The sequence below is a fragment of the Lederbergia graminis genome (assembly GCF_042655485.1).
Taxonomy (GTDB): Bacteria; Bacillota; Bacilli; order Bacillales; family Bacillaceae_C; genus Lederbergia; species Lederbergia graminis.
In genome coordinates this window covers 114,355-134,454 of sequence record NZ_JBHSMC010000013.1, presented here as the reverse complement: position 1 = coordinate 134,454, position 20,100 = coordinate 114,355, and the positions used below count along the sequence as shown (strand labels likewise).

The 20,100-nt window shown below is 35.3% G+C and carries 19 protein-coding genes; 16 read left to right on the top strand and 3 right to left on the bottom strand.

Going from position 1 to position 20,100, the window contains the following annotated elements:
* The first annotated feature begins 53 nt into the window (after positions 1 to 53).
* The 7 genes from ACFPM4_RS09850 (at position 54) to ACFPM4_RS09820 (ending at position 8,028) form a co-directional block, all read left to right on the top strand.
* Positions 54 to 1,973 (top strand): BglG family transcription antiterminator, encoded by a 1,920-nt coding sequence (locus ACFPM4_RS09850; RefSeq protein WP_382350831.1) that lies wholly within the window; start codon positions 54 to 56, stop codon positions 1,971 to 1,973.
* Between the two features lie 189 nt (positions 1,974 to 2,162).
* A complete protein-coding gene (locus ACFPM4_RS09845; RefSeq protein WP_382350828.1) occupies positions 2,163 to 4,118 on the top strand; it encodes a fructose-specific PTS transporter subunit EIIC in 1,956 nt (651 codons plus the stop codon).
* 80 nt (positions 4,119 to 4,198) lie between these two features.
* Positions 4,199 to 5,158: a mannose-6-phosphate isomerase, class I gene (manA, locus tag ACFPM4_RS09840; protein ID WP_382350825.1), complete on the top strand. Its 960-nt coding sequence runs from the start codon at positions 4,199 to 4,201 to the stop codon at positions 5,156 to 5,158.
* A gap of 255 nt (positions 5,159 to 5,413) precedes the next feature.
* Positions 5,414 to 6,397 (top strand): tRNA dihydrouridine synthase, encoded by a 984-nt coding sequence (locus ACFPM4_RS09835; protein WP_144921863.1) that lies wholly within the window; start codon positions 5,414 to 5,416, stop codon positions 6,395 to 6,397.
* 149 nt (positions 6,398 to 6,546) lie between these two features.
* The gene (locus ACFPM4_RS09830) at positions 6,547 to 6,867 is read left to right on the top strand and encodes an ArsR/SmtB family transcription factor (RefSeq protein WP_144921865.1); all 321 of its coding nucleotides are present in this window, start codon (positions 6,547 to 6,549) and stop codon (positions 6,865 to 6,867) included.
* Between the two features lie 4 nt (positions 6,868 to 6,871).
* Positions 6,872 to 7,261, top strand: coding sequence for an SRPBCC family protein (locus tag ACFPM4_RS09825; RefSeq protein WP_144921867.1), 390 nt, complete (start codon positions 6,872 to 6,874; stop codon positions 7,259 to 7,261).
* A gap of 59 nt (positions 7,262 to 7,320) precedes the next feature.
* Positions 7,321 to 8,028: an FAD-dependent oxidoreductase gene (locus ACFPM4_RS09820; protein WP_382350820.1), complete on the top strand. Its 708-nt coding sequence runs from the start codon at positions 7,321 to 7,323 to the stop codon at positions 8,026 to 8,028.
* A 43-nt stretch (positions 8,029 to 8,071) separates the two neighbouring features.
* Here ACFPM4_RS09820 and ACFPM4_RS09815 read toward each other — a convergent pair whose 3' ends face one another.
* Entirely contained in the window at positions 8,072 to 8,512 is a 441-nt protein-coding gene (locus tag ACFPM4_RS09815) for a YtoQ family protein (protein WP_382350817.1), read from the bottom strand.
* Between the two features lie 336 nt (positions 8,513 to 8,848).
* On the opposite strand from ACFPM4_RS09815, the gene ACFPM4_RS09810 reads away from it, so the two are divergent.
* Positions 8,849 to 9,208, top strand: a complete 360-nt coding sequence (locus ACFPM4_RS09810; RefSeq protein ID WP_382350814.1) for a DUF1801 domain-containing protein — start codon at positions 8,849 to 8,851, stop codon at positions 9,206 to 9,208.
* 21 nt (positions 9,209 to 9,229) lie between these two features.
* On the top strand, positions 9,230 to 9,766 hold the full coding sequence (locus ACFPM4_RS09805) for a GNAT family N-acetyltransferase (RefSeq protein WP_382350811.1): 537 nt from the start codon (positions 9,230 to 9,232) through the stop codon (positions 9,764 to 9,766).
* 723 nt (positions 9,767 to 10,489) lie between these two features.
* On the opposite strand, the gene ACFPM4_RS09800 is transcribed toward ACFPM4_RS09805, so the two are convergent.
* Positions 10,490 to 11,545 carry a C40 family peptidase gene (locus ACFPM4_RS09800; RefSeq protein ID WP_144921877.1) on the bottom strand — a complete coding sequence of 352 codons (1,056 nt, stop codon included), beginning with the start codon at positions 11,543 to 11,545 and terminating at the stop codon, positions 10,490 to 10,492.
* Positions 11,546 to 11,736: 191 nt separating this feature from the next.
* Here ACFPM4_RS09800 and ACFPM4_RS09795 point away from each other — a divergent pair, with 191 nt between their 5' ends.
* The 5 genes from ACFPM4_RS09795 to ACFPM4_RS09775 all read left to right on the top strand — a co-directional run bounded on the left by ACFPM4_RS09795 (position 11,737) and on the right by ACFPM4_RS09775 (position 17,026).
* Positions 11,737 to 12,492: a DUF2087 domain-containing protein gene (locus ACFPM4_RS09795; RefSeq protein WP_144921879.1), complete on the top strand. Its 756-nt coding sequence runs from the start codon at positions 11,737 to 11,739 to the stop codon at positions 12,490 to 12,492.
* Between the two features lie 6 nt (positions 12,493 to 12,498).
* Complete coding sequence (locus ACFPM4_RS09790) at positions 12,499 to 12,843, top strand: DUF6176 family protein (protein WP_144921881.1); 345 nt, start codon at positions 12,499 to 12,501, stop codon at positions 12,841 to 12,843.
* 32 nt (positions 12,844 to 12,875) lie between these two features.
* The gene (locus ACFPM4_RS09785) at positions 12,876 to 13,370 is read left to right on the top strand and encodes a YehS family protein (RefSeq protein WP_144921884.1); all 495 of its coding nucleotides are present in this window, start codon (positions 12,876 to 12,878) and stop codon (positions 13,368 to 13,370) included.
* A 107-nt stretch (positions 13,371 to 13,477) separates the two neighbouring features.
* Positions 13,478 to 14,293 carry an alpha/beta hydrolase family protein gene (locus ACFPM4_RS09780; protein ID WP_382350993.1) on the top strand — a complete coding sequence of 272 codons (816 nt, stop codon included), beginning with the start codon at positions 13,478 to 13,480 and terminating at the stop codon, positions 14,291 to 14,293.
* A 252-nt stretch (positions 14,294 to 14,545) separates the two neighbouring features.
* Positions 14,546 to 17,026 (top strand): 5'-nucleotidase C-terminal domain-containing protein, encoded by a 2,481-nt coding sequence (locus ACFPM4_RS09775; RefSeq protein WP_382350805.1) that lies wholly within the window; start codon positions 14,546 to 14,548, stop codon positions 17,024 to 17,026.
* A gap of 52 nt (positions 17,027 to 17,078) precedes the next feature.
* Here ACFPM4_RS09775 and ACFPM4_RS09770 read toward each other — a convergent pair whose 3' ends face one another.
* Positions 17,079 to 18,698, bottom strand: coding sequence for a glycoside hydrolase (locus ACFPM4_RS09770; RefSeq protein WP_382350802.1), 1,620 nt, complete (start codon positions 18,696 to 18,698; stop codon positions 17,079 to 17,081).
* 207 nt (positions 18,699 to 18,905) lie between these two features.
* On the opposite strand from ACFPM4_RS09770, the gene ACFPM4_RS09765 reads away from it, so the two are divergent.
* Entirely contained in the window at positions 18,906 to 19,451 is a 546-nt protein-coding gene (locus ACFPM4_RS09765; RefSeq protein ID WP_144921888.1) for an AAA family ATPase, read from the top strand.
* 257 nt (positions 19,452 to 19,708) lie between these two features.
* Positions 19,709 to 20,086: a DoxX family protein gene (locus ACFPM4_RS09760; RefSeq protein ID WP_144921890.1), complete on the top strand. Its 378-nt coding sequence runs from the start codon at positions 19,709 to 19,711 to the stop codon at positions 20,084 to 20,086.
* The last annotated feature ends 14 nt before the right edge of the window (positions 20,087 to 20,100 follow it).

The window sequence follows — 20,100 nt, the reverse complement described above, 5'->3', positions numbered from 1 at the left end:
TGAATAAAGGATATACTCAATGTATGATGTTGATTAAATAAGCAGGTGTACGTATGAATAATAGACAAAGAGAGTTACTGAAAATGTTGCTCCTTAAAGAAGATTTGCTAATAAAGCAATTATCAGAGGAACTAGATTGTTCGGAGAAAACAGTACGAAATGATTTAGATCAGCTAGAGGAGTTTCTTCTGGATTATCCGAATGCTGACTTAATACGAAAGCCTGGTGTAGGGATTACATTAGAAATAAGTGAGGAAGATCGCTCTACCATTTTTAACTCACTCCTTTCAAGTGAACCAAAATCAAGTGAAGAGCGGGTATTTGAGATTGCTTATGTCCTTCTTACAAGTCATAAGCCCATCATTTTGCAGGATTTAGCTCATAACTATTATGTGCCTAAGGCTACAATAAAAAAAGATATGGAGATAATTACTGAATGGCTTAAAGATTATTATCTTGAACTTGTGTCAAAACCAAGGTTAGGTACGGTACTTCAGGGATCTGAACTACATAAAAGAAATGCTTTAGCCCATTTGTCACAGCTAATTCCTACTTCAGACAGTGAAAAAAATTATGTGCTGGATTTATTTTTGCCATATGAGATTTCAACCGTACGAAAAGCACTCGAGGATATGCAGGAGAAATTTTCATTTGCTTTTACAGATGAAGCTTTCACAAGTTTGGTAGTTCATGCGCTAGTGATGATAAAACGAACACGTCAAAGGGCAACTGTTTTTGTGCAAGAACTCGAGATTAACAAAGCGAGGGAGTACAAGGAGTATCAATATACAGTGTGGCTTTTTACTCGTTTGGAGTCCGCTTTTGGAATGACCTTTCCAGAAGAGGAGCATGTGTACTTTACTTGGCATTTGATCAGTAGTAAGCGAATGGAAGAAGGCTTACAGACTGTCTATGATAAAAATGTTACTAAAATAGTAAATGGACTCATGGAAAAGATGGAGGTACTCACACAATTTCCATTTAGCGATGATTCTATATTATTAAATGGTTTAGAGGTTCATTTGTACTCTGTCATTAACCGTATTAAGTTTGGTTTCCCAATAACGAATCCTTTGCTAGTAAATATTAAAAAAATGTATCCATATATGTTTAGCATGGTTATTTTAGCTTTGGAAGAAATCAATCAAGCTTTTGATTTGGAGATTCCAGAAGACGAAGCTGCCTATATAGTTCTTCATTTTCAGGCCTCTATTGAGAGATTAGATCGGAAAAAGATGGAGAAGAAGAGTGCTTTAATTGTATGTCATTTGGGCACGGGAATATCCCGTTTATTACAAGCAAAGATTGAACAAAGATATCAAGAAATTACGATTGTAGCTTGCATTGGTAAGAGTGAGGTGCAAGATTTTCTAAGAAAATCCCAAGTTGACTTTATTATTTCTACTATACCTCTAAAGAATCTTAACAACCCACAACTAGTTATATCACCACTATTTGGAAAAGAGGATAAGGAGAAACTTAGTCAATTTGTTGAAAGGTTGAACGAACATAATCAAAAAGGGTTTGATCCGTATGTCCTGTCCACTTATCTAGAAGAGGATTCCGTCTTTTTACAAGTTGAACTGGAACACCGGTATGAAATAGTAGAAATGCTAGCAACTCACCTATATGAAAAAGGATATGTCTCAAAAGAGTACATACATAGTGCAGTGAACAGGGAGAGAAAGTCTTCTACTGCTATTGGTGGAGGAATCGCTATCCCACATGGTGATCCTTCCATGATCAAACAATCTGTTGTTGTTACTGCAGTTCTAAAAAAACCAATCAAATGGGGAGAGGAACTTGTCTCCGTTGTATTCTTGTTAGCGATATCAAAAAAGAATCATCAAGATATTCGCAAAATCATGGGTACAATTGCAGCGTTGAGTGAATCACCTAAGCTAGTATTTCAATTAACAGCATCCAAAGATTATAAGAGCTTTATACAAACCTTGAAAAAAAAGAGCGAGTAACGCTCTTTTTTTGTGCCTTCTTCCGCTTGTTTCTTGCTAAAAATTTACGAGTACACCTATGTTATAAGGGTATAAACATAATAAAAAATAATTACCACATATTATGGTAAAAATAAAAAAGATTTAATAGGGAAAATTATTCTAATATAAATGTAAGCGGTTCTCGATTTATTAAAAGGAGGAATAGTGATGGCAAAAATATTAGCTGTTACAGCTTGTCCAGTTGGTATAGCGCATACGTATATGGCTGCTGAAAACTTACAAAAAGCAGGCGAAACGTTGGGCGTTGATATAAAGGTAGAAACACAAGGTTCAATTGGAGTAGAAAATGCTTTAACAGAACAAGACATTGCAGAAGCAGATGGTATTATCATTGCAGCTGACAAAGAAGTACCGAAAGATCGTTTTGCTGGTAAAAAGGTAATCGTTACGGGGGTTCAAGATGGAATCCGCAAACCAGAAGAATTGATCAAAAAGATTCAAAGTGGAGATGTGCCAATTTACAAACCGGAATTAGCAACATCAAATGCAGGGAAACAAGGTGCAAAAAAAGAAAATCCAATTTATAAGCATTTAATGAGTGGCGTTTCTTATATGGTTCCATTCATTGTTGTTGGAGGATTATTGATAGCCCTTGCATTAACACTTGGCGGAGAACAAACACCAGGTGGAATCGTCATTCCAGAAGATTCTATATGGCATCAAATTGAAGCTCTTGGTGGTACTGCCTTCATGTTCATGGTTCCAATCCTAGCAGGATTTATCGCCGTTAGTATTGCCGATCGTCCTGGATTAGTACCGGGAATGATTGGTGGTTATATTGCGAACAATGGTAGTTTTTATGGAAGTGAAGCTGGTGCCGGTTTTATAGGTGGGATTATTGCCGGATTCTTAGCAGGTTATGTTGCGCTTGCAATTAAGAAAATAAAAGTTCCGAAAGCAGTTCAACCAGTTATGCCGATTATTTTCATTCCAATTTTATCATCAGTAATTGTTGGATTATTATTTATTTATATCATTGGAGGTCCTGTTGCTCAAGTATTTGAAGGATTAACCACATGGTTATCAGGAATGCAAGGAGGAAGCTCGATTCTTTTAGCAGTTATCCTTGGTGCAATGATTGCAGTTGATATGGGAGGTCCATTTAATAAAGTTGCTTTCTTATTTGGATCCGCCATGATTGCAGAAGGAAACTACGAGATTATGGGACCAATTGCGGTTGCAATTTGTATTCCGCCAATTGGATTAGGACTTGCTACTTTTATTAACAAACGTAAATTTAACCAAACAGAAAGAGAAGCAGGAAAAGCTTCGTTTACGATGGGGTTATTTGGAATTACTGAAGGAGCGATTCCTTTTGCAGCACAAGACCCATTACGAGTTATTCCAAGTATTATGACTGGATCGATTGTCGGTGCCGTCATTGCGATGATTTTTAATGTCGGAGATCGTGTTGCGCATGGTGGACCAATTGTTGCCGTATTAGGTGCGGTAGATAACGTACTCATGTTCTTTGTTGCTGCGATTATCGGATCAATTGTTGCAGCGTTTATGGTTATTGCTCTTAAGAAGAATGTGGATAATTTTGCACCTGCAGCAGCAGGTGTAGGTGAGGTTTCACAAGCTCAAGTAGAGGTAGAAGAAGTGAAGCCTGAGGAAAAATTAGAAGAGATTAACAATCTAGAAATTAACAAATTAACGGATATTACGAGTCTTGATCTAATTGAAACAAACTTGGAAGGAAGTACCCAAGAATCCATTATTGATGAAATGATTGAGAAATTGGATGGTGCGGGTGTTCTACAATCAAAAGAAGATTTTAAACAAGCTATCTTAAATCGTGAAGCACAAAGTTCGACAGGATTAGGGATGAATATTGCAATCCCTCATGGTAAATCGCCTGCGGTAAAACGTCCAGCTGTTGTCTTCGGAATCAAACGTGATGGAGTAGACTGGAAAAGCTTAGACGGAACAGATGCCAAATTAATTTTCATGATTGCTGTTCCTGAAAAATCAGCAGGAGACGCACATTTAAAAATCTTACAAATGCTTTCAAGAAAACTTATGGACGACAACTTCAGAGAACAACTGCTAAATGTTACAATGAAACAAGATGCTCTAAAACTTTTAGAAACAATCGAGTGACATGTGTGACGGTGCAACATGGAAAAGAGAGCTAATTGCTCTCTTTTCCGTATTACTTTACATAAAATCAGGAGGTAATCATGTATAAAAGTGAACCTATTTTTTTAGAACCAGTTTTTCAAGAAAGAATATGGGGAGGACAAAAGTTACGAACTGATTTCAAATATGAGATACCTTATGAAAAAACAGGTGAGGCATGGGTAATTTCAGCACTTCCACACGGATCAAGTATGATCGCAAATGGTCCGTTGCAAGGAAAAACGTTAGAACACGCATGGAATGAACATGGAGAGCTCTTTAATAAACAGTCTACCGAGCAGAAAGAATATCCACTTTTGGTTAAGATATTAGACGCAGCAGAAGATTTATCCGTTCAAGTACATCCTAATGATGAGTTTGCTCGAAATGTAGAAGGGGTTCCATACGGTAAAACAGAATGTTGGTATGTGTTAAGTGCGGAAGAGGGAGCTGAGCTAGTTTTAGGCCATCATGCACAATCTCGTGAAGAATTAGAGCAAATGATAGACCAAGGAAAATGGGACGAGCTATTAAGACGTATCAAGGTGAAAGCAGGAGATTTTGTCTACGTTCCAAGCGGTACAATTCATGCGATTGGGAAAGGAATTGTAATTTTAGAAACGCAACAAAGCTCAGACATTACATATCGTGTCTATGATTACGATAGAATGGATTCTGCTGGGAATAAGCGTGAATTACATCTAGACCGTGCGAAAGAGGTAACAACGATTCCCCACAAAGATGCAGAGGTTGAGCAAATCGAAACCGTAATTGGTGATCTAGTAGAGAAAAAACTCGTCGAGGAACAGTATTTTACCGTTTATCATTGGAAGCTAGATGGGAAAGCTACACGTACATTAAACAAAGACTTTTTACAAGTTAGTGTTGTCGAAGGAACAGCTGATGTAAAAATTGGAGAACAGTCTTTTCATATAGAAAAAGGAAGTCATTTCATTTTGCCTTATAATATTGGTGAGTATGAGGTTGTGGGGAACGCGGAGTTTATCGTATCACATGAATGATTCTCCCCTAAGAAAGAATATTACTCGGGTTCCATTATGGAGCCCGAGTTTTTCATATTGTGTTAACTCCTTTTTATGGTAATTTAATAAATTTAGCTATTGTTAATGTACATTTTATATAAGAAATGTTGGTATAGTAGATGAACGAGGGTAAATTGTGATTAAATAAAAAATAGAGTATAATATTGTGTCTGAAAAAAATTTTAATAGACTTCACGAGATATCGTTTTATATAAATTGAGAGGGTTGTTTAACATGAAGAATAATTTTTGGCATGAGTTACCACGGCCATTTTTTGTACTAGCACCAATGGAAGATGTGACAGATGTTGTATTTCGCCACGTAGTGAGTGCAGCGGGTAGACCAGATGTGTTTTTCACGGAGTTTACCAATACGGAGAGTTACTGCCACCCAGATGGACAACAAAGTGTACGCGGGCGCTTAACTTTTACAGAAGATGAACAACCAATCGTTGCTCATATATGGGGAGATAAGCCTGAATACTTTCGTCAAATGAGTATTGGAATGGCAGAAAAAGGTTTTCGTGGTATTGATATAAATATGGGTTGCCCTGTCGCAAATGTAGCAGGGAATGGTAAAGGCTGTGGTTTAATCCGCCGTCCAGATGTTGCAGCAGAATTAATTCAAGCAGCAAAAGCGGGAGGATTACCCGTTAGTGTGAAGACTAGACTTGGATACACATATGTAGACGAATGGCGTGATTGGCTTACACACATTTTGAAACAAGACATTGTAAATCTTTCCATTCATCTCCGCACGAAAAAGGAAATGAGTAATGTCGATGCCCATTGGGAGTTAATCCCCGAGATTAAGAAGCTACGTGACGAGGTTGCACCACAAACACTATTGACCATTAATGGTGATATTCCTGATCGTCAAACTGGATTAGAGCTAGCTCAGAAATATGGTGTCGATGGGGTTATGATTGGAAGAGGTATTTTTAAAAATCCATTTGCATTTGAAAAAGAGCGTCGAGAGCATAGTAGTCAAGAGTTGTTAGATCTTTTAAGGTTACATTTAGATCTTTTTGATAAATATTCTGAAATAGAACCACGCTTGTTCAAGCCACTACGTCGCTTTTTCAAGATATATGTTCGTGGATTTAGAGGAGCAAGTGAGTTAAGAAATGAATTAATGAATACAAAGTCAACAGATGAAGTTCGTTTTATGTTGGATGAGTTTTTAAGTAAGAATGTAGATTTGGTAAGTGAAAAATAGAATAAAGATTCGGGTGGAAAACAGTGAGATAGGACAAACTATACTCACTGTTTTTTTATTTCTAGAAAAATTACCATTGACTGGACACTAAATGGTGTCATATAATTATGACACTGATTGGTGTCCTATTAAGGTGAGGGGGGAGGATTTTGAATAATACAGTACAAAGAACGGATGTCTTTGTAGCAATTGCCGATCCAACTAGACGAAAATTAATTCATTTGTTAGCTCAAGCAGATGAGTTACCACTATATAAACTAACATCTCAATTTGAAATGGGGCGTACAGCTGTGTCCAAGCACTTAACAATCCTAAAAGAAGCTGATTTAGTAACGAATCGGAAAATAGGGAGAGAAACAAGATATCGCTTAAATGCAGCCCCATTGAAAGAAGTAAAAGACTGGTTATCCTTTTATGAGGAATTTTGGAATGAACGAGTTAATATACTTAAAAATATTTTGGAGGAATAAATAAATGGCAGATATTTCATTAGATTTTCAATTTAAGAGTCCAATACATAAAGTATGGGATGCTTTAACAAATTCTGAAACACTAGCACTTTGGGTAATGGAAAATAACTTTAAGCCCGAAGTTGGATACAAATGTCAGTTTCGAAATAAGGAAATTGACTTAGTTGTAGATAGTGAAGTCCTAATCGTGGACAAGCCTAATAAATTATCCTACACGTGGGTTGGTGGTCCGATAGATACGGTAGTTACATGGACGTTAAAACAAGAAGGAGAAACAACATACGTACATCTTAATCATGCTGGATTCAACCAGGAAGATTATGCATATAAAGGTGCGAAAAGTGGTTGGACATATAAGGTGGAAGAGCTTAAGAAAGTTATTGGTGAAGAGTAAGATATTGCAACACCACAAGGAAAGATACGCTGAATTTCAGAGTTAAAGGAGTTAACGACATGGGTTTTTTTCAAGATGCATTAGCTGTATTTAAAAAAAGAGAAATTACATTTATGGAAAGCTATAAAGAAACTGAAAATGTATATAGTTTTCTATTTGAAAAAGAGAATGATTTTACCTGGAAAGCAGGACAATATTGTTTATTTGATATTACACATAAAAAAATAAAAAATCCTACTCGGCCATTTAGTGTCGCTTCAGCACCTTCAGAAGGTGTGATAAGAATAACAACGAAAATTGGTGATAATCCAAGTGAATTTAAGAAAGCTTTGCTTGATTTAGAAAAGGGAATGAAGATACGAGTAAGTGGTTCTGTAGGGCCGTTTTATCTAGAAGGAAATAGTCCTGCACTCCTTGTTGCAGGTGGTATGGGGATTACACCATTTCGAGCAATGCTGAAACAGTTAGAAGCAGATGGAGGTAGATCAGGTCGAAAAATAAATCTACTATATATGGATAGTCAAAAGCCTTATTTATTTAAGAATGAACTGGACGAAATAGCGAATAAAAGTTTAATAACTATTAAATACCTTGAATCAAGAGATGATTTACAAAAAGATATAGACACGTTTATTAATGATAATAAGGAAGACGGTAACTACTATATTGCCGGACCGAAATCGATGGTTACATCTATTTATAGTTATATCGGAAACAAAAATATTCATAAACGAAATATAAAAAAGGATGTATTTGATGGTTATTAATACAAAAAACAGTGAGCAATATGTAAGCTCACTGTTTTTTATTTTATTCAAAAATATAACTGATAACATCAATCGCTTGATCAACTGTTTCCACAGTCACATTTGCTTTATTGGAAAGCTCTTTTAAAGGGTGAATTAAAGATTCCGGACGGATGATAATCGTTGGTTTATTCATCGCAATTGCCATACTTGCATCCATTGCTGTATTCCATTGTCTGTATTTTTCACCAAATAAGGCAATAACCACATCTGCCTTCTGCATTAAAACTTGTGTTCTAAAATTGTTAATATCTGAAGCAGCTGCATCTTTATAAAGGTTAGATGGCTGTTTGCCTAAAATATCTTCACCAATATTGTCTGACCGGTCATGGTCTGTTTGTGGTGCAACGAATTTGAGAGGAAGATTTTTTGCCTTCGCTTTTTGCGCAACCTCATCTCGCCAATCATCATGGATTTGCCCTGCTAAGTAAACAACTAATTCCATATTAACTCCTCCTATGCTCTATCGTTCTAGTTATATAGTATCTAATATTTTTGGGTTTTCAAAGCAAACAGATTGAAGAGGTGTACTCGCGATTCGGGAAGTTATTTCGCGATTGTGGATGTTTACTCGCGAATCGGAGATTTTTCTCGCGATTGTGGATGTTATTCTCGCGATTATGAGATTTTTCTCGCGATTGCGGATGTTATTCTCGCGATTGTGGGTGTTTTACTCGTGATTCCGAGAAGTTTACCCGCGATTTGTGAAGTTAACTCGCCCTATATATAAAATAATACTAGAGTATAATTATTACATATGAAATAAAAAGGAGAATTTTTTATGGATAATAGAAAAATAACAGAAGTGGATGAGTATATTGTGAATTTACCTGAGGATATTCAAGAAATTACAAATTCCTTAAGAGAGATTATCCTTAACGCATCACTAAAATTGGAAGAAGAGTTTAAATGGTCAATGCCCAATTATTCGTATAAAGGGTTAGTTTGTTATCTTCAAGCAAGTAAGAAACATGTCAATCTTGGTTTTCATAAGGGAAATGAACTTGTAGAAAAAGATACACACAACCTATTAGAAGGTACCGGAAAAACAATGCGTCATGTTAAGATTAAAAAAATGGAAGAGATCAATCCAGAGGTGTTTACTTCTCTTATTAATGAAGCAATAAAACTAAATGATTGAGTGATAGAGGAGTAAGGTATGATGAATATTATTATAAAACAAGAAACTGCTGCGGATTATGAAGATGTGGAGCAAGTAATAAAGGCTGCGTTTGCTAATGCAGAACATAGTGATAAAAATGAGCATAAGTTAGTAGCTCGTTTAAGAGACTCTGACGAATATATATCAGAGTTATCTTTAGTGGCAGTAGATAAAGATAGGAATCATATAGTAGGACATATACTTTTATCTAAGATTAAGATAATACATGATAATTATGCAGTAGAGTCACTAGCTCTTGCACCAATAGCTGTCTTGCCTGAATATCAACATAAAGGAATTGGAAAAAGGTTAATTTCGGAAGCGTTGAAGAAAGCAACAGCGATTGGATTTAAATCAGTAGTAGTATTAGGTCATCCGGATTATTACCCGAAATTTGGTTTCGAAAAGGCATCTAAATGGGGAATTAAAGCACCTTTTGAAGTGCCAGACGAGGCGTTCATGGCAGTGGAACTAAAAGAAGGTGCTCTCAAAAATGCCTCGGGTGTTGTGGAATATCCAAGTGTGTTTTTCGAATGAGACAAGTTGATTTAGATAACTGTTTTTTAGAATTCATGATGAGACGTGTCCTCACGGCCATATCGTCAATGAATACGTGTTGAACCCGTCATGAGCCCAGTCCTCACGACCATATCGTTAATGTATTCGTGTTGAACCCGTCATTTAGACGTGTCCTCACGACGAATTCGATAATATATTCGTGATGAAATCGACATGAGCCCTGTCCTCACGACCATATCGTCAATGAATACGTGCTGAACCCGTCATGAGCCCTGTCCTCACGACCATTTCGCTATTGTATTCGAGCTGAACCCGTCATGAGCCCAGTCCTCACGACGAATTCGCTAATGAATCCGTACTGAACCCGTCATGAGCCCTATCCTCACTACCATCGTCAATGAATACGTGTTGAACCCGTCATGAGCCCAGTCCTCACGACCAATTCGCTAATGAATCCGTGCTGAACCCGTCATGAGACGTGTCCTCACGACCAATTCGTCAATGAATACGTGCTGAACCCGTCATGAGACCCAGTCCTCATGACAATCTCGCCTATGTATATGTACTGAACCTATCTTGAGACCCTGTCCTATAAGACGAATTCAACCTCTCTTTGGAGCAAGTTCCTTAACACCACATAATATCCGTGTTCTAAATCGCCTAAAGAAGATTAATCAAAATACAAAAAGAACTCCATTGGTGTACCGTTAACCCAATGGAGTTCTTGTCTTATTTAAGTTGTTATTGAAGAACACGTTTTGAGAATAAGTAATTTTTGGACCAATAAGGATTTTGTAATACATTCGTTGTGATTGTAACACCTTTAGATGTTGAAGCGTGAATCATGTTACCATCACCCATATAAATACCGACATGCGCCACTCTTCCATCAGTATAAGTGTCAGTCATCGTAAAGAACATTAAATCTCCGGCCTCTAAGCTAGATGTAGAGACAGATACACCTTTACTAGCTTGATCTCTTGATACTCTTGGAAGATGGACCCCATTGTTTCCAAAGACAAATTGTGTGTAAGAAGAGCAATCAAATAAATAAGGAGCTTCTGCAAGTGTTGCACCAAATTTATATTTTGCACCGATGTATTTCTTCGCATCTAACAGGATTTGTGTTGCTAAATCTGCTGGAGGTGCATTATTGTCTTTTTTTACAGGCTCGCGTTCTTTGATAGGCTCCATTTCCCCTTTGGAGGAATCAGCAGGAGGTAATTTTAAGACCTGCCCATCGTAAATTAAGTTTGAGGTAAGATTGTTAATACGTTTTAATTCATTCACAGTTATATGATGAATGCGAGAGATATTGTAAAGTGTATCTCCTTTGTGAACGACATATTTAGTTGCCGGATTTTGAATTTGGATAGAGCCATTCGTTTTGTTAAATGTAATATAAGAATTAAACAAAGCTCCACCTGCGTGTAATGAAATATATGCTGTATCATTTATCCATCTTGGCGGCTTTATATTTATATATTCATTTCCTTTTTTAGCTCGTGATCCACCCATCGTTACTCGAATAACGGTAGATCCATCTGTTATTTCATATGTCTTCGTATTTGCTTCAAACTTGATACTGTTATATTTCAAAATTTTCGCAAGGTCCACAAATGGTAAGTAGTATATACCATCCTCAATAATGGGATTAATTCCATTAACTATTTTTCCGTTAATATACACACCCGCGTTCGGAACATATTCCACTTGTGCGTTTGCTGTGTTAAACCCACTCATGCAAATGCTTAGACAAAGCATAAATACTGTAGTAATGCGTGCTAAGTTTTTCATCACTTCTCTCCTTTATCCTGTTTAATCTATAGTGATTATGATGGCATATAATCACACTTTTATTCTTCGAGAACCAATTTAACAGTTGAGGAGTTAAGAGACTTTGATAAAATAATTGTAAAGTTGATTTTATATAAACAATAATATAATATGTTTGTATATAGATAAACGAACTAGAGGTGTGTCTACAAATGAACGTAGAAGAAACTTTCTGGAATGCATCAATTGAAGAACTTTCAAATGGGTATATATTTTCTAAAGAGGAGTATACTTGTCTCCTTTGTGGTGAGAGCTTTGTGGATGGCATTATATATCCAATGAACGAAGCATTATACGAAGCGAAGAGAGCAGTAACACTACATATACAAGAAAATCATGGATCCGTATTTGATTATTTGCTTAAGTTAGATAAAAAGTACACAGGATTATCTGATCATCAGAAGGAATTATTGCAACATTTTAAAAATGGATTGAGTGACAAAGAAATTGTAAAAGAGCTAAATGGAGGTAGTACTTCAACAATTAGGAATCACCGCTTCAAACTAAAAGAAAAAGAGAAGCAAGCTAAGATTTTTTTAACGATAATGCAGTTGCTGAATACAGAAGAAAAAAATGAAGATAAGTTTATTAGCTTTCACAAGGGGGCTACAATGGTGGATGATCGTTATGCAATAACAGAAACCGAAAAACAAAAAGTGTTATCAACCTATTTTAAAGATGGGAAGGATGGAAAACTAGATACTTTCCCAAGTAAGGAAAAGCGAAAATTGATTGTTTTGCAAAATATAATACAGCATTTTAAAGTAACTAAAATTTACACAGAAAAAGAAGTGAATGAAATTTTAAAGCAAATTTATGATGATTTTGTCACAATAAGAAGATACCTAATTGAGTATGGCTTTATGGAGAGAAATAAAGACGGCAGCGAATATTGGGTGAAAGGATAGAAAGAGATGAACGTTGAACTAACAAGATTTAAAGTAAAACAGGGGAAATCTGAAAAAGTTGATGAATGGTTGAAGTTTTTACATGATAATATGAAAGATGTGCTTGTGACATTAGCTGGCGAAAAAATGTATATTGAGACTATCTTTAGAGAAGAATTCGAAGGAAATGAATATCTCTATTGGTACTCTGTTCAAGGAGAAGGAGGGCAGGATGTAGAGGATTCTGAACATTGGATTGACAAGAAACATTTGGAGTATTGGAATGAATGTATCGATTCCTCTTATCCAGGTATAGATTTAACTACTGAAGTCGTGATGATTCCAGATAATATTAGGGTTGCAATGAAATAAATCATATACATATAAAATAGGAGATAAAACAAATGGATAATAACGATATATTAATACGATTAAGATATGCATTAAACATAAAAAATAAAGAAATGGCGGAAATATTTCAGTTAGGTGGAGTGGAAGTATCTGTTCCAGATGTGGTGAAAATCCTTATGAAAGAATCAGATGATGCAGAAACAGAAGAACGAATTAACTGTACGAATAGTATGTTAGATTCATTTCTAAATGGTCTCATTGTTTTTAAAAGGGGAAGACAAGAACCTAAGCCTGGGCAACAAACAAAAACGGAACCAACTGAAAAAATAAATGAAAGTGTAAATAATCTTCTTTTAAAGAAAGTAAAAATAGCATTGTCATTAACGACAGAAGATATGATTGATATCTTTAAAAAGGCTGGATTAAGAGTATCTAAAGGAGAAATTGGAGCGTTTTTAAGAAAAGCTGGTCATAAAAATTACAAAGAATGCCTCGATAATTTTGCAAGGAATTTCTTAAAAGGACTTGCAATTAAATATAGAGGATAAAGCGTGAAATAGACTGACAGAATTCTGTTGGTCTATTTTTTGTTATGTAAAAAATCTAAACATTTTGATTAATAATAGAATTAAATCCTTAGTCACTGTAAAATGTAATTATAATTATTTGTGATGGAGCTAGTATCTTTTTATTTCATTTTGAGGAGGATTTTAAAATGAATAACTATACTAAAAATGTCGTCAAGATAAAACATCATGATAGAGAGATTTACGGTGTTTCCTATATGCCAGAAAATAGAGGGAAATTCCCAATTGTTATCTTTAGCCACGGATATAACGGAACACATGCAGACTTTGCAATGAATAGTGAATATTTAGCGGAAAAGGGAATTGGAGCTTTTTGTTTTGATTTTTGTGGTGGATCGATACATTCCAATAGTGACTTAAAAACGACCGAAATGTCTATCTTCACCGAAAAGGAAGATTTGAGTGCTGTGATTGATAATCTGAAAGAATGGCAGAATGTTGATGAAGACAATATTTTTCTCTTTGGTGGAAGTCAGGGTGGATTAGTAACAGCATTAACTGCGGAGGATTATAAAGAGGATATAAAAGGGATATTATTATTATTTCCTGCATTAGGAATACCTGATAATTGGACTAATAGATTTCCTGCAAAAGAAAGTATCCCTGATACGGTTGAGTTTTGGGGAGTCTCTTTAGGTAGAGTATTCTTTGAATCAATCCATGGCTATCATGTATTTGAACACATTGGGAAATTTGATAAAGAGGTCTTAATTTTTCATGGCGACCAAGATGACATTGTTGCACTTGAATATGGAGAGAAAGCATTAAACTGTTATGCGAATGCAAAATTAGAAGTATTTGCAGGAGAAGGACATGGTTTCTCAGCTGCAGGAAATAAGAGAGTAGCAGAGATGACTTATGAATTTGTAATGCAAAATATCTAAGATAAGAAGAGTGTTTAAAAAGGAGATGAATTAAATAATTAATTCGTCTTTTTTTTATGTAAATAAAGAAAAAATCTCCACTAAATTACCTCTTTAAAATTGTTTACCTACTAAAACACACAATTTACACAAAGTTAATAATAGATTAATAGTAAATCGCTACAATTATCCTAGAACGAATGTTAATTGATTAATAGTAAGACGAGCTTTTTCGCTACATATGCAATTAATTTAAAAATGAGGAGGAGAAACATGAATTTGCGATTAGAAAGAATGGGGTTGTCATTTTTACTTGCTTTTAGTTTAGTCGTATCAAGTTTTTTAGTAAGTTTTTTACCTGCTGCAAGTGCGGAAGAACAGAATGATTATGTACTAACGATCATGCATACAAATGATACACATGCAGCTTTGGATAAAATGCCGAAAACTGTCACAGCTGTAAAAGAGGTAAGAGCTGAAAAAGCAAACTCCCTTCTTTTAAATGCAGGAGATGTTTTCACTGGTACGTTATATTTTAATGAATTTCAAGGAAAAGCAGATTTGGCATTTATGAATCTAATGGGATATGATGCAATGACATTTGGTAATCATGAATTTGATTTAGGCTCTTCAGCGGAGGGGCATCAAGCTCTAGTTGATTTTATTAAAGGAGCTAATTTTCCATTTGTTAGTGCCAACGTAGATTTCTCACAAGATGAAAAATTTACTGGAATATTCAATAGTGTGATAACAGAGGAAGCAGAAAATGGTCAGATTTACAACGGAATAATCAAAGAAATTAATGGAGAAAAAGTTGGTATCTTTGGCTTAACGACCGAAGAAACAAAAGAGCTATCTAGTCCAGGTGCAATTACATTTGAAGCTTATTTACAAGCTGCGGAAAAAGTAGTAGCTGCTTTTGAAGCAGAAGGAGTAAATAAAATTATTGCAGTAACACATATTGGCTATGATGATAATGGTGCTATTGATAATGACTTAATACTTGCCGAAAAAGTAGAAGGTATTGATGTAATTGTTGGTGGACATAGTCATACAGCATTATCAGAGCCTGTCGTAATTGCGAAGGATGAAACTCCAACCATTATTGTACAGTCAGGTAATGCTAATAGTAATCTTGGTGTTCTAGATGTTACATTTGATGAAAATGGTGTAGTAATTGGACAAGCTGGAGAATTAATTGCAATTGGTGAACAAGAAGATGATCCAAAAGCAGCAGAAATTTTAGCACCATTCAAATCAAAGGTAGATGCGGTGGCACAAGAAGAAATTGGAGTAACAACAAAAATTGAATTGGAAAATCCCCGTACAAATGGTGACAATAGCGCACCAAGTGTACGTAAAAACGAAACAATTTTAGGTAATCTTATTACAGATGGAATGCTTACAAAAGCAAAAGAATTCACCGGTAAAAATGTGATAATGGCATTGCAAAATGGTGGAGGAATTCGCGAAACAATAAATGCTGGTCCTATCACGGTAGGAGAGGTTATTACTGTATTACCATTCGGAAACACATTAGCAACGATGGATGTCACCGGTACAGAGTTAAAAGAAGCATTCGAGATTAGTTTCAGTAAATATCCATTAGAAAATGGCGGGTTCTTACATGTAGCAGGGGGTAAAGTGGAATTCGATTCTACGAAGCCGGTTGGAGAACGTGTTGTCTCTATATCATATAAAGATGATGAGGGGAAATATATTCTAGTAGAAGATGCAACAACTTACACCGTAGCAACGAATGCATTCACAGCAAAAGGTGGAGATGGATATACAGTCTTTGAAAAAGCTTATAATGAAGGGCGCGTAACAGACTTAGGCTTATCAGATTGGGAAAACTTTAGAGATCATCTAGTAAGCTTAGAAACTATCCCAACTAGTGTCGAAGGTAGAATTGTCGATGTAAGTAGCAATCAAGAAGCTCCAGGTGAAGATTCAACTGAAGATCAAGACAAAGATCCAAGTGAAAATCAAGACAAAGATCCAAGTGAAAATCCAGGCGAGGACCCAAGTGAAGATACAGATGAAAAACCAGATGAAAACATAGACGAAGAATCCGGTGAAGGAAAAGAAATAAAAGTTTCTGTTACGAAAACAGGTAATAATTATGTAATTAATGATGATGCATTTGATAACCTAGAAGAAAAAGTAACAGTAATTGTAGAAGTGAATAATACGTATGCCAAACTTAAACTTGCAAAAGAACAAATACAAGCATTAAAAGATGCTCATGCAACGATTGATGTTAGAAATGGGAATGTAGATGTGCAAATTCCTGCTTCTATCTTACCTATAGCAGAAAATCTTGAAATTAAGGTAAAGAAAATGGAAGCAAAGGGCTCCTTAGTTGTTTACGATTTTACAATTGAAGCAGATGGTAAATTGCATCATCAGTTTAATGAAAAAGTTCAACTTTCATTTAAAATTGATCCAAAACAAGTGGAAATACCTGAAAATGTAAAAGTTTATTATTGGAATGATGAGGAAGATAAGTGGCAATTAGTTGGTGGAGAATATCAGAATGGAGAAATAATAGCTGATACCACTCACTTCAGTACATTTGGAGTGTTTGAAGGTGAACCAGAAACTAATCTAATTCCAACTGATTCTGGAGAAGTTCTTCCGAATACAGCAACTAACAACTTTAATATTTTAATTATTGGTTTCGTATTAGTTTTAGCAGGTGGAGTTTTATATTTCGTACTAAGAAGAAAAAACATCACTTCAACAAATTAATAATTACAAGAAAGGCGTGCTAGTGTTTCATGCACGCCTTTTTTATATGATATTAACTTTTTGCAACTAATGTAACGACAGATCTAGGTGGTACTTGGAATGTTTCTTGTGTAGAAAAATCGCTAATTTTTTCTAAATTATGCGTTTCCGAAGTGATATAAGCTTGAAAATTAATATGTTCGACTTCCTTTGCTATACCATCTACATGAATGTTCACTGGCTGTGTTTCATCACTATAATTCACAAACACTATCGATAACTGGTTATTTTCCTCACTATAATATGCAGATCCCATTAATGAGTCCTTATCGTTTGCTCCTTGTAAGTCCACTCTATATGCACCTGGACGAACAAATCGACTATAATTTCCAAATGCCCATAATAATTTAGATTCAAAGATGAGTTCCTGATCCCCTTCTTTTTGGTAGGTCGTATAGAGCAACCCATCTTTATAATTATATGGAGACATTGCTAGCCACCATTGCCAGGAAGAGACTTGAGTTTCTACTAAGTCAAAGTGCATTAGACGAGCTACATCAAGTGCAGATTGTATCGATAAATCACGACCATGACCATGATCACCTAAGATACAGTATTCTGACATCCATATTTTGACGTCTTCATCATATCGATCAAGATTTTCCCGTACTTTTTGTCTTAATGGGACGAGGCGTTCGTCTCCAGAATAATGATCAGACCAATAGGCATGCGCACTAATTTTATTGCCAATCATCTCTTTTATCGTTTCATCACCTAAAAACTCCTTGATATATTCTCTATACTTACCTGGATATGCTCCACTCGCATTTCCACTACTATAATGACCTCCAAAAAGCTCGGAGTATAGGTCATCATCTAGTAAAGAGGCATATTCAACAGCTTCGCTTACATCTATTTCTGTATCTAATCCCCGTTTTTGTAGTTCACTATTTAAAGCTTTTACAACATTTTTCATATCTTCAATATTATAACGATTGCCTTCTTGCCCAGCGTTATTCCAATCCCAAGTAGGTTCATTGATTGGACTAATGTAGTTAAAAGGCAGTTGCTCTTGTTCAAAGTGCTCCAATACGTCCGCCAAAAATATTGCAAAATCATCAAAGTGTTCTTCTTTTAAATTAGTGCCATCAATGGATGGATCTGGTTGCCCGTGGCCATTTTTTGTCATCCATACGGGAGGGCTATTTACAAAAGCGATAAATTCCTCCACTCCGCGATCTTTAGCTGCTTGGAGGAACCACTGCTGACCTGCTTGTTTGTTCCAATCATAAGCTTCATCTTTTCCAGATTTAAAACTTTCCGCTCTTCTAAATCGATCTTTAATTATTTCCTGGTCGGTTTCTTCACTTCCTGCCCCAATATTAAAGCGCCACATAGATAATCCAATGCCTTTATCCTGTGAAAATAATAAATCTGCTATCTTTTCCTTATTTTCATCTGACCATTCACTCCCTATAGGATCCATCGCCCAAGCACCTGAAGCACCAAAACCGTCTATTTCCTGGTGTTTTCTATCTATGTTGATACTAATCTCTTTAGGGGTGGTGTCTATATGTTGATCATCTTTATGCTCATTTTCTGAAGTAGTAGTATTGTTTGGTTCTACCTTTTTACTTTGATTATCACAGCCTCCCATTGCCCCAATGAATGATAAACTTAATAATAATACCAATGGAACCTTCCTCCTTAATAATTGCATATTTTTTTCCACCCCTTATAGATTGGAATGATTTTCTATTTTTATATATTTATATTCTTATAACGAATAGTAACACTCTATGAAACCGATTTCAATATACTTTAAGTTTGAAAAATGCTTTATCATAAATAAGTGCGATGTAAGAGATTTTGTGACAACGCAAATTAAAGGAGGAGTTCTATGCGAAAAGCAATTTATATAATAACAGGTGTAATGGCAGCTGGGAAATCTACTGTTGCGGAATTATTAGCAAAAAGATTAGAAAAATCTGTTCATCTTCGAGGAGATATTTTTCGCAAGATGATCGTAAGTGGTAGAGAGGAAATGTCTGATAAACCGAGTATAGAAGCATTGAATCAACTTGATTTGAGGTACCAAATTACTGCAAATGTAGCAAAGCAATATTACGATAATGGGTTTACCGTTGTTGTGCAAGATAATTATCTAGGGGAAAAACTATTATATTTTATCGAGCTCTTAAAGGACTATTCTGTTTATGTAATTGTGTTGAACCCTAATATAAGAACGATTGAACAACGCGAAAAAAATAGGAATAAGAAAGGATATGTTGGCTTTACTGTTGAAAACCTGTATCGAGAATTTATGAGTAATACCCCTAAAATAGGTCTATGGATTGATTCGTCTACATTAACACCAGATGAAACAGTGGATGAAATAATAAAAAGAGTAGATAAAGAAGCGAAAATAAAGGTTGTTGGTAAATGAATAAAGAGGTATTAAATTAATGGTTTGTTCATGCGTATAATGAACAGACCTTTTTTAATGATTAATCATTAAAGAAAATGTTTTTTAAAAGATTTACTTCATTCATAACACCAAGTATTTCATAAGTAAATTGTAGCTTAATATTTGAATATGTGACTAGTTGTTGAATTGAATTCATAAAGGTTACTTGACAAAATAAAATAACGATTATAAACTAAGTTACATAAAGTAACTAACTGATAAAAGGAGAGTTAAAGATGAATAAAAATGAAATTGCAAAAGTTATTTTAAGGGTAGTAATAGGTTTTACATTCTTCCTTCATGGATTAGATAAATTCCAAAGTGGGATTTCCAATATAGCTGATTATTTTGCTAGTCTAGGTCTTCCTGGCTTTTTTGCTTATGGAGTTGCTACAATTGAATTAGTTGGTGGTATTGGTCTTATTCTTGGTCTAGGAACAAGAATTTTAGGCTTATTATTTACAGCCATTATGTTAGGTGCTATTTTTACAGCAAAGCTTTCACTAGGTTTTCTGAATGGATATGAACTCGATGTAGCATTACTAGCAATATCTGTATACTTTATTTTGGCTGACAAATCAGTTTTATCATTAGATCATAAACTATTTAATTAATCTATCAACTAATA